This is a genomic window from Streptomyces sp. NBC_00885, assembly GCF_045207475.1.
Lineage (GTDB): Bacteria > Actinomycetota > Actinomycetes > Streptomycetales > Streptomycetaceae > Streptomyces.
Map to the genome: position 1 here is coordinate 8,641,089 of NZ_CP108796.1, position 12,702 is coordinate 8,653,790.

Sequence of the window (12,702 nt, forward strand, 5' to 3'; positions counted from 1 at the left end):
ATGCCGAAGGCACTCGGAGCAGTGCCCCGTGGAGCAGGGGTTACGGATTGCTGATGACGGCCGCGCGTTACGGGGTGTGGGTCGCGGGCTACGGATTCGGGGGGCGGGTTCGGCGCCCCGCCGGACCCGCTATCCGGACCCGGGCGGCGGCGGGCTCTGCGTGGTCGCCGTGCCCGAAGGCGGGGGTGGCGTCGAGAACGGTGGCGTGGTGACCGCGCTGCCGGACGGAGTGCCGGAGGTCGCGGTCGAACTGCCGGTATCGGCAGGCGGCGTGGCCGGGTTGGTCAGATCCGGGAGCGCGGGGGCGGTAGAAGTGGCCGAGGAGGAGGGCGCGCTGGGCGACACTTCCGGCGTCGCATCCGGCGCGGAGGGCGAGGGGCTCGTCGCGGGCTGTGGACGGGGACCGCTGGGCTCGACCCGGCCTGAGGCGTGGGGGAGAAGGAGCAGCCCGACGGCGAGTCCGGCGACAGCCAGGGCCGAGCCGGCGGCCCGCTGTGCGGTCCGGGTGCGACGGCGTGCCGAAATGCCTGCCTGGAGACGTTCCCGGTGCTTCGGCTCGAAGGATGCGGGTTCCTGGGTGTCGCGCATCATCTGCGCCAGCCGCCACTCGAAGTGATCCATGGTTCCCCCTTCACCACACCGGGTCGATGACATCGGCCAGGATCTGCCGCAGTCGCGCCACTCCACGTGCGGCATGAGACCGAGCCGTGCCCACCGGGCACCCCAGCACCTCCGCCACATGCCGCTCGGGCAGATCCTGGTAATAGCGCAGCACCACAGCCACCCGCTGCCTCGGGGGCAGCTGAGCCAGCGCGGCCTCCAGTCGAGAGCGCTCCGCCACGTCCGCGGACAGATCACCCACCATCGCCTCCTCGGGCAGCCGTTCGACGGGGCGTTCACCCCACCAACGCCGGAGACCCGAGCGTGCCGCGGCGCGCACCATCACCTTGCGGACGTACGCCTCCGGTGCGTCCTCCGCGACCTTCGGCCAGACGAACCAGAGCTTGACCAAGGACTCCTGCAACAGATCCTCGGCCCGATGCCGATCGCCCCCGACGAGCAGACGGGCGAGGTGGACCAACGCCGACCAGCGGGCCGCCACGAACTCGTCGAACTCACCGGCCCGAGCCTGCTCCATTCGCACCCCCACTCTCGCCAGTTGCCTACACCATGGGAAAGGCACTGGCACGCGCCTCGCTATGCACCCACGGCCCGTGAGCTGGATCACGCAATTGCCGCACAAGGCCGCGGGCCACGCCTGCACCGCACACCGAACCGCAGTTGCCGCCGCTCCACGGCTTGTGCCAGCCCTCTTCGCCCAGTTGGGCGGTCGGCATCCCGTTGTATCTGTGGTGATTCATTACAACTCCTTGCGGAGGCGGACCGCGGCATCAAGGAGAGTCTTCGCTCGGCCGCTGCCTGCCCGTTGGCGGGGCGGCGCGTCGGTTCGGCGTTGACGCGGCTGTGTGGTGTGTGCGTGTGGGGTTCGGGTGTGTTTGCTCAGGCCGTTGCCGACTCAGCCGCTCGCGCGGGAGGAGCTCGTCGAGGCCCTGGCGGTGTCCGTGGCCGAGAACACCGTAGTGACTGCTCGACGCTCTGTGGGTGGACAGTCCGCTGTGGCGGGCAGTGTCGCTGAAGCCCGCGCCGACGCTGGCCTGGGCGACGTACGGAGAGGACTTGGCGTTCGTGACAAGTCGGTGCGGGGCGTTACCGGTGCGGCCCAGGTGCGTGGCGCGTAGTCCGAGGACGGACAAGCCCCAGGGGTCCAGCTGGCAGGTGCGGCCGCACGTGCGGGTGGCACCCCACGTGGTGATGTGCCGGGTGGTGGGGTCGAGGTCGGATGTCGTGGCCGCTGCTGGATTGGCGGTGTCGGCGCCGAAGAGAGTTACTGGGGCGCTCGTGCGGACGGTCGCCGCCGATGCCGAGGGCGGCAGGTGGACCAGCAGCTCCGTTGGAGCAGGAGCAGTAGGAGCCGCGTCGTACCAGGCCGACAACCCACCAACGCCGGCCACCACACCCCCAACTCACAATGTCCGCGGCGGCGGCCAGGACAGCCCTGCCGTGGCTCGATGACGGAAACCGCTCAATGATGGCGATTGAGGGGATGGCGACCGAAGATCCTTCAGACCTGGGACGGTTTCCATGACGATCGATTCGAAATACGCCTGGGAGCAGCACAGCCTGTTCGAGGAATCCCGGACGAGAACAGCGCCGACCGGCCGGCGGTCGCAGTGCCTGGGCCGCTGAATGGTGCAGTGCAGCGGTGGCACGCATTCTCGGCGCCTGAGCCCGGGGCGCGTTCGTCTTCACGGTTGCGGCCGGATCCGCCGTCTTCATCATTCTGGCAGCCACCTGCCACATGTGAACTCCCGCCCCTGCCGGACGCAGCCGAATCCTCCTCGATGCGGAATCCCGACAGGGGCGGGACTCCGCTCACGTGCGGTGCGTCGGAAGAGAAGAGGGGTCAGATGACAGAGGAGTACGCTCAGTTGTCCCTGAAGGGCATTCTCGCTCTGTTCGAACCCTACGAAGCCAGACTCCTCACCCCTGAGCCGCAGGCCGACGTCCAGGTGACCGCACACGCGATCCTGGATCTAACGGAGCAAGCCGGGCCCCTGCACCGGGGCGCTCTTCTGATCGCGGTCGGAATCTCTCCCGCCGACACCGCACTGCTCGACGCACTGCCCGCTCTCGCCGACGCGGGTGTTGCGGCGATCGCGCTGAAAACACGTGGTGCACGGGCCGAGCCGCTGGTCGAGACCGCCACCGCGGCGGGAGTCGCCGTGGTGGACATCGCCGAGGAGCTCCCCTGGCGGCATGTCGACGCCCTGCTGGGCGCCGCCATGGGCGAGGTCCGGCATGGCACACCCAGCTCCTCCCCGGCTGACGCGGTCGGTGACCTCGCGGCGCTGGCCGATGCCGTGGCGGCGAGGGTGGGCGGTGCCGTCACGATCGAGGACCCGCAGAGGCGGGTGCTCGCCTACTCCAATCTCCCCGGCCAGCCGATCGACGACCTGCGCCGCGAAGCCATCCTCAGGCGGCAGGCTTCCGATGACTTTCTGCAGGCGTGGCGACGAGTCCAGGTCACCCAGGGCGTGATCCGGATCGACGACCTCTCCCCTTTGCCCCGCCTCGCGGTGGCCGTGCGGGCGGGAACGGATCTGCTCGGTTCCATCTGGGCGCTCCAGTCCCCGGGTACACGGTTCAGTCCCGAGACGGAGCGAGTTCTGTGCGGGGCCGCCCAGAGTGCGGCACTGCAGCTGCTCAGGCTCCGCCGTGCCACGCACCGGGAACGCCAGGCACGCGGTGAACTGCTGCGCGCCCTGATGGCCGGTGAGCCAGACTCCTCGCCGCCGGCCAGGCTCGGCATCGAGCGCGGCCGCATGACCGTACTCGCCTTCTGGCTGCCGTCCTCGCCGGAGACCTCCGCCGATGTCGTCGGCCTTCAGGCGGCCGACCTGGTTGCCGCATGTGCCGAGACGATGGCACCCCACTCCTCCTGTGTGGTGGAGGGCGACGTCGTCTACGCCCTGCTTCCGCTGCCGGACGAGCTGCCCGAAGCGCACGGGGCAGTTGCGCTGGCCAGGACAGTCCTGGGCTGGGCAGAGACGTCCTTGCGTATCCGGTTGCGCGCGGGGATCGGCTCGGCCGTGGCCTACCTCACGGAGGTACCGCGCTCACGTCAGGATGCCGACCGGGTGCTGTCCGTGCTCGCAACAGGGCATCACGGCTGCCGGATCGCGTCCATCGAGGACGTACGCTGCCAGGCGATCCTGCTGGAGCTCGGCAACACCGCCGTCCACGACCCGCGGTTGCGGCTGGGCTCGGTGGCCGCGATTCTGCGCCACGACACGGAGAAGCAGGCAGAGTACGCCAAGTCCCTGCTGACGTACCTCGAGGCGTTCGGCGACATCGCCGTCGCCGCGGACCGGCTCCATGTGCACCAGAACACCCTCCGGTATCGCCTGCGCCGGATCACCGATCTGTTCGGCGTGAATCTCTCTGACGCCGACGAACGCCTCGTGCTCTGGCTGCAACTGCGGCACCTGTGCCGGGCCCGGCATCAGAAGAAGCGCCATGCCTGCTGAGGAACTCCGCTGCACGTCCGCATCTCGATCGGTGTTCCGTTCGCGGGCTCAGGACCTCTCACGTCCAGGCACAGGCCCTGGTACCCGACGAGTTTGCTGTCGGACGTGAGACTCCATTGCTGGGCCGGAGTGTCCGCGCAGGACCAGAGCTGCACCGGGGTACCAGCTTCTTCCGTTCGCGGGCCGCGTCGCACCTCGAGACACTTGCCGGCCAATCCCTTGATGTGCCCGTCGCCGGTCAACACCCATCGTTCATCTGGGACGTTGATGCAATCCCACAGCTGGAACCCCGTCCCGTTGTCGAACGGCGGACCGTGGACGGTCATGCACTTGCTCGCATAGAGACTTTGTAGTTGAGATGTGACCGTGGCGGTCGCGGACGAAGCCGGTGTGGTGGCTGTTCGTGTCGTCGACGGAACGGGGGAGCTGGAGTTCGCGGGCGAACTCGCCCGAATCGTCGGGGACTTCGTGCCGACTCCCGCGCTGGCGTTCTGGTTGTCCAGCCTGGATTCCAGAAAGGCCATGGATCCGGCCGCGGCCGCGATCACCGCGAGCATCATGAGTGCGCGACGGACCGAACGCGGGGGAGAGCTGTCGCCTGAGCGGTGCTCCCACGGCCTGGTGAGTGGCTCGGTGGTGGATGGGTCGACCTCGGTCGGTTTCGCCCCGCGGTCGCCGTGCTCTCCGGGCCGGGGGGCGGTGTCCTCCGCGGAGGGGGCGGCGTACTTGGCGCGCGCCGCCTGGAGGCGATCCAGGAAGACACCGGCGTCCGGGGGCCGGTCCGCGGGTTCGCTGGAGGTGGCACGCGTCAGCAGACGTTCGACGCCATCTGGTGGGTTCTCACCGAAGATTCCGTAGAGGGTGACCGCCGCCGAGTAGACGTCACTTCGGGGGCCGGGTTGCCGACCCCGGCCCAATTCCGGGGCGAGGTAGCCTGGTGACCCCGCCGGCGCGTTGAGCGTGTGCCGGTCGACAGGTTTGGCAATTCCCATGTCGCACAGGACGGCCCTTCCTTGCCGCAGGAGAATGTTGCCGGGCTTGATGTCGCGGTGAATGTGACCCTGCCGGTGGATCTCGGCCAGGCCCGACAGCACGTCCTCGGCGAGTTCGAATGCGTCCTCGCCCGACAGGGGAGGGCTGCGGTGCAGTCGATCGTCGAGCGACTCGTCGCACAATTCTGTAGCGATCCACGCCGAACCATCGGCCGGTGCATCAGCCCACAGAAGGCGAACGATGTTCGGATGGCCTGACAGCCTATGGTGCAGGGAGCATTCTTGCCGAAATCTGATGCGTTCGTCCTCGGTGAGCGACCGCTGCCAGACCTTGAGCGCGACGACATCGTCGAATGTTGTGCTTTTTGCCCGGTGGACGACCGAGGAAGAGCCCCTGCCCAAAACGCCCAGACTCACGAAATTGGCGGGCCACAGGGGCACATGACGATCCTGTCCTGGTATGGCACGCTCAGTCATCCCTGAACTCCTCCGCGGGGAGCCGTTCCACATCGGCGGCCGTGACCCGGAAATGCGAGACGAGTATCTGCGCGACCTCGTAGTAGTCAGGCAGAGCAAGTGCCCGCCGCCGGTTGCCCTCCTCCGCGCCCCGGTCTTCGGTGGTTCCCGCCCGGGCCTGTCCGAACGTCCACAGCCCGCGGCGCAACTGCGGATCCGAGGGTATGCCGAGTTGTTCCTGCTCCCGGACCAGTCGCACCAGCAAACGGTCCTTCAGCTCGGGAGAGGCATCGGTGTAGTGCGTGCACAGCTCGCCGACCAGCATGCGGACCTTCTTGAGGCTCGGTTCACCGATGCGTGACATCACTTCGCGGTACGAAGCCGGCAAATACCCGCCGGCAAGGAGCGGCTCGCACAGAGCTGCGGCTATGTGCCGCAGATGGCCGGGGACTTCGGGGACCCTGGAGAGGGTGGGGTTGTCCGGGCCGTAGGTGAACATCTCGGGTGCGGGCTGGTTCACTTGGCGTACCTGAAGTTCGCAACCGTCCGGACCCAGCACGGTGCACACGGGCCTGGGAATGCTGCGGGCGTCTCCGCGTGCCAGCTCGTCACGGCGGCGTCGCAGTGGCTGTTCCGGCGGCATATGAGGTATCCGCAGGTGGAGCTCGTGAGTCGTGGACAGGTTCCGCAACCACAACTCGCCCTCCATCCGCCAGATTCTTCCGGCGACCCGGGAGAGCTCGCGGCCGTTGAGCGCTGACCAGATCACTATGTCGCACGAGGTGTCGTCCCTGCCGAACAAACGGGAATCGCCCTCCTTGGCGAACTCGAATACGATGTCGGGTTCACCTGTGTAAGTCACTGTTAAGAACGGCTCAGTCATGGACCTGTTCCCCTCGTGCAACAGTGCGCCAAGCCTAGCCCAAAGGTTGCCTTCGTCTGTCGTTGTCGGAGAGCAGGACGCCGCTCACCTGAGGGGTTCTGAAGGGGCAGTTGGCACCATTTCTGAACGTTCCCCAGGTATGGCCGTACCGGTCCCGTCGCCGGCGACGGGACGCGTGCCACACCGCCCCTGGGGGCGCCCCTATGGGTTTCGTCAACCCATGGGGGCGGGTTGGGGGCCGTAAGAGGTGCCGTCGCGGAGCATCGCGAAGAGCACGTCGGCTCGTCGTCTCGCGAGGCAGAGGAGGGCTTGGTTGTGGTGCTTTCCCTGGGCGGTCTTCTTGTCGGTGTAGGGCCTTGACTCAAGGCCCGGGTAGTTAAGGCATTCGGCATTCGTGCTGGTGGCAAGCGAGTTGATGGGAGTTCGGCGGCGGGGCGAACATGACCAAGGGAGCCACGTTGGAGCAGCTAGTCCGTTAAGACCAGCTGCTGTTATGGAGCTCCGTTGCCTGCAGGTCATTGTGCCCTGGCGACTGTCTTCCACGAGTTCACGGTGGCCGCCTGGGGCCGGTTCGCTCCCGACCATCTGGGGGAGCTGACTCGGGTTGTGCCGTTCGATCTCGTCGACGCGGTGCTGGAAGAGACCTTGATCATGGAGCGCCGACTGCGCGACCTGCCCTCAGGGGTCGGGGTCTACCTCCTACTTGCGATGTGCCTGTTCCCGGAGGTCGGCTACCGGCTGGTCTGGCAGAAGCTGACCGCGGGCTGACCGGGCTGGACGTGGCACAGGCAGCCGCCAGATCGGCGACTTGAAGCCCAATGATGTCGACGTCGGCAGAGGTCCCGGGCAAGGAAGGCAGTTCGAAGGCGAGCACGGTCATGGGCCGCGCTCGATGCCGAGCCTGGCTGTCGGGGAGACAGGCTCACCGGCCAGCAGGGAGCGCAACAGTTCGCTGCGGGCGCGGCGTTCCAGGTCTGTGGCATGGCGGACCCTGAGCAGGTGAAGCGCGGCACTCGTGGCGGCCTCGGTAAGTGCTCGTTCCGCTTCGGGGTCGAGCGTCTCATCGGAGGATCCCACCGCCCAGATTGAGGCGAGCAGGTCTGCTCCGGCTCGCACTGCCACCGCGATGCGGGGCAAGGGCGTGCAGCGAACCCGGGCATTGGGTCCTGACCGAACGCCAGAAGAACAGCGTCGCCATCGCCTCGAACCAATCATCCAGCGGCTGAACCAGGACCTTCACCGACCCGCGCCTTTGCGCCGCCATCGTCGACCGCCTCACCCTCGGCGGCAACATCATCGAAACCGCCACCGACTCCTACCGCCTCGCCACCACTCGCGCCCGCGCCGAACAACAGCAAGCGGCTGGCTGACTTGGCCTCGTGCTCAAGCGCGATCGGCCGGTACTTCAGGGCCTCATCAACGATCTCCTCCGCAGATGCATCCTGGAGGTCTTCCGGGGGATGAAAGATCAGACCGCTCACCCCAGGGTGCAGCACGTTCGCTTCGAGGAGCCGCAGGTAGTAGTCGCTCTCCGGGGAGGCAACGAGGACTCTGCGGACAATCTCGGCGAGTTCGTCCCGCGTGATGCCTGCAACCGGGAGGCAAGCCGGCCGGGCCGCCTCCCTGGCAAACTCCTCAACGCTGCTGCTTCCGTAGTACTCGATGAAGTCGAAGGCTTCGTAATCGTGGCCGGTCATAGCGTTGAACGCCCGGATCGCGTCGTCGGCGTCCTCAGAACGGTCGGCCACCAGGGCAGCGATCCGATCGATCTCGCAACTCAACTCATCCAGCCGTTGCCTGCTCACAGGCGGGGGCAGCAGCTCCGGTCTCAGGTCCACAGCCCGCACTATGTCCACCGGCTCCGACATGCCGGACCACTAGCCCTCTGGGTGCTGCCAGTTCTCATCAACATTTCTGAGCATCTCGATCAAGAAACGACGCCAGGGCCCACCAACATCCGCTCTCCGTTCTCACCTACGAAGCCACCCAGTCCTGGTCGTCCTTGCCAGTTCGGGGCCGACGAGGGTCAGGGAGCCGCCGCCGTAGTTCTTGTCCTTGAAGAACGTGCCCACGACGACGCGGCTGCCCGCGCCGGAGTCGGACATGAGCCGTAGTGTCTCCTCCCGGAGCCCTTGGAGTCCCGAGCCCTTGGAGGCCGCCTTCGGGTTCTCCGGCGCGTCTGTGATCTTGTCCGTCCGACGCCGCGGCGAACGCTGCCGAGAACTCGCCGTAGCAGGTCTGGCAGCCTGTATCGAGGTCCAGTACGCAGTGTTCGAGGGCGGATTGATCCGCCGGGGCGGGCGGCGCCGTGGCCATGGCACCCAGGCCCCCGGCCACGACCGCCGCCGCGGCCAGGGGACGCCGCGGGAGATTTCTGATCATTGCAGACTCTCTTTCCGTGGGTTCGCTTGCGGTCTGATCAAGCACTTTCCGTGTGGTCCGCGATGCTAGTGAGCTGCCTGCAGAAGCCTGCAATGATCAGGGGGTTCAAGTCTTTGTCGTCCGCCATCAGATGACCACCGCACATTCGTGGCCGATCCCAAACGACCAGCGTCTGCCGATCGAACGTCTCCGCCAAGTCGGGCCCTTAGTTCGATTCCTGGACACGGGCTATGCGGCTCGGGCCAGCTAGTTGATGGTTCCTCGAGCGCCGTTTCGAAGGCGATAGGGCGCTGCCCGAGCCGGGAGTGACGGCGCCCGGTGTTGTAGCGGTGCAGCCAGCGGAAGGCGTCGAGACGAGCCTCGCGCTCGCTGGACCGGCTCTTTCGGCCATAGGGCGTTTCCCGTTTGAAGGTCGCGTTGAACGACTCGGCCAGCGCGTTGTCCGCCGAACTACCCACCGCGCTCATGGACTGGCGGACGCTGGCCTTCACACAGGCTGCGGCGAACGCAGCGGAGGTGTGCTGGGCGCAGTGGTCGGGGTGGATGATCGCGCCGGTGAGGCTGCCCCGGGTCCGCTCGGCCGCCGCCAGGGCATCGACGACCAGCTCGGCCCGCAATTGGTCGGCGAGCGCCCAGCCGGCCAGACGCCGCGAGGTGATGTCGATGGCCGTAGCCAGGTAGAGGAACGTCCTGTTCGCGAGCGGAAGACACGTGATGTCGCCGACGTGCTTCGTGTTCACCGCCTCGGCAGTGAAGTCGCGTCCGATCAGGTCGAGAGCCTTCCCCGCGGCCGGGCCCAGGATAGTCTCACGCGTTCGCTGACCTCGCGGAGTCGGCCGTGGCCCTGGGGACTCCGGACGTCCTGTCGGATTCCTGGTGCACCTTGCGTATCTTCGCGGTGAGCTTGGCGTCGGCGGCCTGCCGGGTAGCCCGGGTCGGAGCGGTCTTGCCCCAGTAGCAAGAGCTGGAGCGGGCGATGCCCAGGACCTGGCACAACCGCTTGACACCGAAGCGGCGCTGGTGGTCAGCGACGAACTGGAAGCGGTTCACGAACGCGTCTCACCCGGCGGAATACTCGGTGGCGGAGGGGGAACGCCGACGCGTCCGGCCAATCGGCAGCCGCCGTGTCGGCCTCGGCAGCCTCCGTGGTGGCGGAGACAGCCTCCGTGGCGGCGGAGGTTGGACAGCCACTGCCCTACTGGCCGGTTCACCGCGAGGGCGGCCGTGCAGCGCATCGAGTGAGGCCGCCTCACACCGTTTCAGCCGAGGTGTCAGTCATCATGGTTCATGGTGAAGACGAAGCTTTCCGAGTTGTAGTAATCGGGCAGGTGCGCGAGGTAAGAGCCTTTGCGGGGCGGACTCTCGTTCGGCCAGTCCTCCGGGCCCAGCAGGTGCAAGGAGTAGTCACTCGATGCCACGGGAGGTACGAACTGCAGGCGGAACGCGCCTGAGTCTGCCACGGGGCTGGTCGTCCACAGCTGTACGGTGTAGTGGGGTGAAGAGTGATCACCGCAATCGCTCAGGACGACCCGCACAACGTTTCCGCCGCCGTCCGTACCGTCGAGGCACTTGCTGCTGCCCGAGTTGCGAAGTTGGTACGCGCCGGATGCGTCCTTGACCGTCTCCCAACGCTGCAGCTCCGTTGTCCGGCACTCCTCGAGGCGCAGCCAGGCCCCTGCGGCGCGGCTCTGCGCGCCGACGCACAGTCCGGTCCTTCTGTTGACGAGTTGGAAGCCGACGGGAAGGTCGTCCGGTGAGCGGGACGGGGCCGGGGAACGTTTCGCCGGGGCGGAGGTTATGACAACGGGAGCAGGGGGCTCCGTGGTGCCAGCGGGTGCGGATATGGGGGGCGTGAGGGTGACGCGGTCCTGGGGCGGACGGGTGGTGCTGGACGGGCCGTCCGTCACTGTGCTGGCGGCGACGACGGCCGCCAGCACGATGACGGACGCCGCGACGACGAAGGCGGCACGGGACTGCAGGACCCTCACGCCCCGGCTGCGGGGGTGCAGCCCAGGAGATGGGGAGCCTGGGCCAGCAGCAGCGGTCATATCGGGCGCCGCCGGCCTCGGTTCCTCCGGGCCGGTGTCGGCGGTGCCGGTGCGGGGAGTGACTTGGTTCTCTGCCGCGTTCAGGAGAAGGCCGGTGAGGACTGCGTGGCTTCCGCTGCGAAGGATGGCGAGGTCAGCCCGGATGCCTGAGCAGCTCCGGCAGGCTGCGGTGTGGCGGTCGAGGACGCTCGACTGGTCGGAGACACCGCCCTGGACCGTGTCATCCATGACGGCCATCAGATGCCGGCAGGTCCGGCTCGGAGCCTGTGCGGTATAGGCACGCAGGTAGGCCTCGCACAGCTGGGTTCGGGCCGACCGGACGAAGGCGGCGTCCCGGCCAGGTTGCTCCGCGTGGAGGGGCCCGGATGGTCCGGAGACTTCGGCCAGTTCGGGGCACAGGGCCTGTTGCGATGCTGGGGACAATGTACGGAAGGCGCTCAGGACCAGGGGGTCGTCGTTGGCAGCGGTCGGGATCACGATGCTCCTTGTCCAAGTACGCACGAAAGCCGCGTTGTTCGGAGAGGGAGGCAATGAACCGGCTTGCCGAGGCGGGCCCGGACGAAGCCATCCCCACGAGGGGGGACCGCAGTCCGGGAACACGGACGGTATCTCTCCTGGGCCTCTACAGTGCAGGCGAGTGAGGCATGTGGCGTCAAGTGCGGAATTTTGTACCGGGGTTGGCCCGCGCCCCCTCTTCGACTCTTTGATCCGGTTCGGTGCAAGGGCCCCCGGGAGGCTGTCCCTCCGCCCATGCGGTCGTGCGGTCGTGGGGATGCACTGGGCAGCCGGAATTCGCGGGCGAGTCTACGGCCGCCGCGCAGCGGCTGGGCCGGGCTGCACGCTTGCGCAGTGCAGCCCGGCCCAGCCTCAGCTCCCTGGCTTCCGCAGTGGGCCAGGCTCTAGCAGGCGCCGAGGTCCTGCCAGACGCCCCATTCGCCGGTGGTGCCGGGCTCTTGGCCCTGGGTCCACCACTTGGCCTTCCAAGTGTGGCCGTTGCGGGAGACCTGCTTGTCGGCGGTGTACGTGGCGGCCTGGTCCCAAGCGGCGGCCGAGCAGCCAGCCGGCGGCGGAGTCGCCCGCGGCGGGGCCTTAAGCACCTCGGACGCAATCAGCGAGGCCGTGTCGGCCAGCGAGGGCGTGGTGGCCTGTGAGGGTGTGGTGGCCTGTGAGGGTGTGTCGGCCAGCGAGGCCGTGGCGGCCTGCGTGTCGCCGCAGTGGGCCTTGGCCTCGTCAGGGGTCATCGGCCGGGTGCGCTGGGTCACGCTGCCCGCGTCCCCCTTGGGCTCGGTTGCCGTGAAGGGCAGGTACCAGTAGTAGTGGTCGTAGTACCGCTTCCCGAAGTGGAGCTCGTATCGGCCCGAGACCTCCAGCAGGGTCGGCTGGCGGTTGATCCAACCGACCCTGCCCGCAGGCACGTTGATGGCGGTGGTCTGCGACTCCGTGTGCGCCTTTGCCCAGCTGTGCGAATACGATACCTGGAGAGAAGCCTTGAAGACTTCGGCGAAACCGCCGTCGATGCCCATGGAGACACCGATCGTGTTGGTCTCGGTGTCGGTGTCCGACCAGCTGACATTCATCGTCTGCGGACCATCCGTGCAGTTGAAGACACTCGTTCCGACCTGGTGACTCTCGCCCTTGACCTCCTTCGGCGGGCCATCAGGGTGGAACCAGCACCAGTCGCTGCCGTCCTCGCACTCCTCCAGCAGCTCACGCGGGGACGGGACGTCTTCTGCCTGTGCGGCGGGCGCGAGCAGGATCCCGCATATGGGGACGAGAGCCGCCGCGAGGATCGCGGTGCGGATTGATGTATGCATGAAGCCTGTTCTCCTCTTGGGTCGATCAGGTTCGATCCG

Annotated in this window: 13 protein-coding genes and 2 pseudogenes; 3 read left to right on the forward strand and 12 right to left on the reverse strand. The window is 67.5% G+C overall.

The window, feature by feature from the left end; translation table 11 throughout:
* Positions 1-129: 129 nt before the first annotated feature.
* The 3 genes from OHA61_RS39305 to OHA61_RS39315 are packed head-to-tail and all read right to left on the reverse strand — an operon-like array spanning position 130 to position 1,361.
* On the reverse strand, positions 130-621 hold the full coding sequence (locus OHA61_RS39305) for a hypothetical protein (RefSeq protein ID WP_406307166.1): 492 nt from the start codon (positions 619-621) through the stop codon (positions 130-132).
* Positions 622-631: 10 nt separating this feature from the next.
* Positions 632-1,138 (reverse strand): SigE family RNA polymerase sigma factor, encoded by a 507-nt coding sequence (locus OHA61_RS39310; protein ID WP_405594374.1) that lies wholly within the window; start codon positions 1,136-1,138, stop codon positions 632-634.
* 25 nt (positions 1,139-1,163) lie between these two features.
* On the reverse strand, positions 1,164-1,361 hold the full coding sequence (locus tag OHA61_RS39315; RefSeq protein ID WP_406307167.1) for a DUF397 domain-containing protein: 198 nt from the start codon (positions 1,359-1,361) through the stop codon (positions 1,164-1,166).
* A gap of 1,107 nt (positions 1,362-2,468) precedes the next feature.
* On the opposite strand from OHA61_RS39315, the gene OHA61_RS39320 reads away from it, so the two are divergent.
* Positions 2,469-4,088: a PucR family transcriptional regulator gene (locus OHA61_RS39320; RefSeq protein ID WP_406307168.1), complete on the forward strand. Its 1,620-nt coding sequence runs from the start codon at positions 2,469-2,471 to the stop codon at positions 4,086-4,088.
* Here OHA61_RS39320 and OHA61_RS39325 read toward each other — a convergent pair.
* The 3 genes and pseudogenes from OHA61_RS39325 to OHA61_RS39335 all read right to left on the reverse strand — a co-directional run.
* Positions 4,064-5,557: a serine/threonine protein kinase gene (locus tag OHA61_RS39325; protein WP_406307169.1), complete on the reverse strand. Its 1,494-nt coding sequence runs from the start codon at positions 5,555-5,557 to the stop codon at positions 4,064-4,066. The genes OHA61_RS39320 and OHA61_RS39325 overlap by 25 nt on opposite strands.
* On the reverse strand, positions 5,550-6,419 hold the full coding sequence (locus tag OHA61_RS39330; RefSeq protein WP_406307170.1) for an FHA domain-containing protein: 870 nt from the start codon (positions 6,417-6,419) through the stop codon (positions 5,550-5,552). Before OHA61_RS39330 ends, OHA61_RS39325 begins: the two co-directional genes overlap by 8 nt.
* Before the next feature lie 213 nt (positions 6,420-6,632).
* Positions 6,633-6,758, reverse strand: a pseudogene (locus OHA61_RS39335) (IS110 family transposase); the annotation flags it as partial.
* A gap of 165 nt (positions 6,759-6,923) precedes the next feature.
* On the opposite strand from OHA61_RS39335, the gene OHA61_RS39340 reads away from it, so the two are divergent.
* A complete protein-coding gene (locus OHA61_RS39340; RefSeq protein WP_406307171.1) occupies positions 6,924-7,187 on the forward strand; it encodes a transposase domain-containing protein in 264 nt (87 codons plus the stop codon).
* Between the two features lie 108 nt (positions 7,188-7,295).
* On the opposite strand, the gene OHA61_RS39345 is transcribed toward OHA61_RS39340, so the two are convergent.
* Positions 7,296-7,496, reverse strand: a complete 201-nt coding sequence (locus OHA61_RS39345) for a hypothetical protein (RefSeq protein WP_406307172.1) — start codon at positions 7,494-7,496, stop codon at positions 7,296-7,298.
* Between the two features lie 86 nt (positions 7,497-7,582).
* Here OHA61_RS39345 and OHA61_RS39350 point away from each other — a divergent pair.
* Positions 7,583-7,789 (forward strand): annotated as a pseudogene (locus OHA61_RS39350) (ATP-binding protein); the annotation flags it as partial.
* 600 nt (positions 7,790-8,389) lie between these two features.
* Here the strand turns inward: OHA61_RS39350 and OHA61_RS39355 are convergent.
* The 5 genes from OHA61_RS39355 to OHA61_RS39375 form a co-directional block, all read right to left on the reverse strand.
* Positions 8,390-8,524 (reverse strand): hypothetical protein, encoded by a 135-nt coding sequence (locus OHA61_RS39355; RefSeq protein ID WP_406307173.1) that lies wholly within the window; start codon positions 8,522-8,524, stop codon positions 8,390-8,392.
* 342 nt (positions 8,525-8,866) lie between these two features.
* The gene (locus OHA61_RS39360) at positions 8,867-9,541 is read right to left on the reverse strand and encodes a transposase (RefSeq protein ID WP_406307174.1); all 675 of its coding nucleotides are present in this window, start codon (positions 9,539-9,541) and stop codon (positions 8,867-8,869) included.
* 67 nt (positions 9,542-9,608) lie between these two features.
* The gene (locus OHA61_RS39365; RefSeq protein ID WP_406307175.1) at positions 9,609-9,851 is read right to left on the reverse strand and encodes a hypothetical protein; all 243 of its coding nucleotides are present in this window, start codon (positions 9,849-9,851) and stop codon (positions 9,609-9,611) included.
* A gap of 221 nt (positions 9,852-10,072) precedes the next feature.
* Complete coding sequence (locus tag OHA61_RS39370) at positions 10,073-11,326, reverse strand: RICIN domain-containing protein (protein ID WP_406307176.1); 1,254 nt, start codon at positions 11,324-11,326, stop codon at positions 10,073-10,075.
* Positions 11,327-11,748: 422 nt separating this feature from the next.
* Positions 11,749-12,663 (reverse strand): carbohydrate-binding protein, encoded by a 915-nt coding sequence (locus OHA61_RS39375; RefSeq protein WP_406307177.1) that lies wholly within the window; start codon positions 12,661-12,663, stop codon positions 11,749-11,751.
* Between the last annotated feature and the right edge of the window lie 39 nt (positions 12,664-12,702).

Coding starts and splice junctions, on each gene's coding strand:
- OHA61_RS39355 (WP_406307173.1), bottom strand. CDS start 8,524: ATGTCCGACTCCGGCGCGGGCAGCCGCGTCGTCGTGGGCACGTTCTTC.
- OHA61_RS39320 (WP_406307168.1), top strand. CDS start 2,469: ATGACAGAGGAGTACGCTCAGTTGTCCCTGAAGGGCATTCTCGCTCTG.
- OHA61_RS39375 (WP_406307177.1), bottom strand. CDS start 12,663: ATGCATACATCAATCCGCACCGCGATCCTCGCGGCGGCTCTCGTCCCC.
- OHA61_RS39315 (WP_406307167.1), bottom strand. CDS start 1,361: ATGAATCACCACAGATACAACGGGATGCCGACCGCCCAACTGGGCGAA.
- OHA61_RS39325 (WP_406307169.1), bottom strand. CDS start 5,557: ATGACTGAGCGTGCCATACCAGGACAGGATCGTCATGTGCCCCTGTGG.
- OHA61_RS39330 (WP_406307170.1), bottom strand. CDS start 6,419: ATGACTGAGCCGTTCTTAACAGTGACTTACACAGGTGAACCCGACATC.
- OHA61_RS39310 (WP_405594374.1), bottom strand. CDS start 1,138: ATGGAGCAGGCTCGGGCCGGTGAGTTCGACGAGTTCGTGGCGGCCCGC.
- OHA61_RS39305 (WP_406307166.1), bottom strand. CDS start 621: ATGGATCACTTCGAGTGGCGGCTGGCGCAGATGATGCGCGACACCCAG.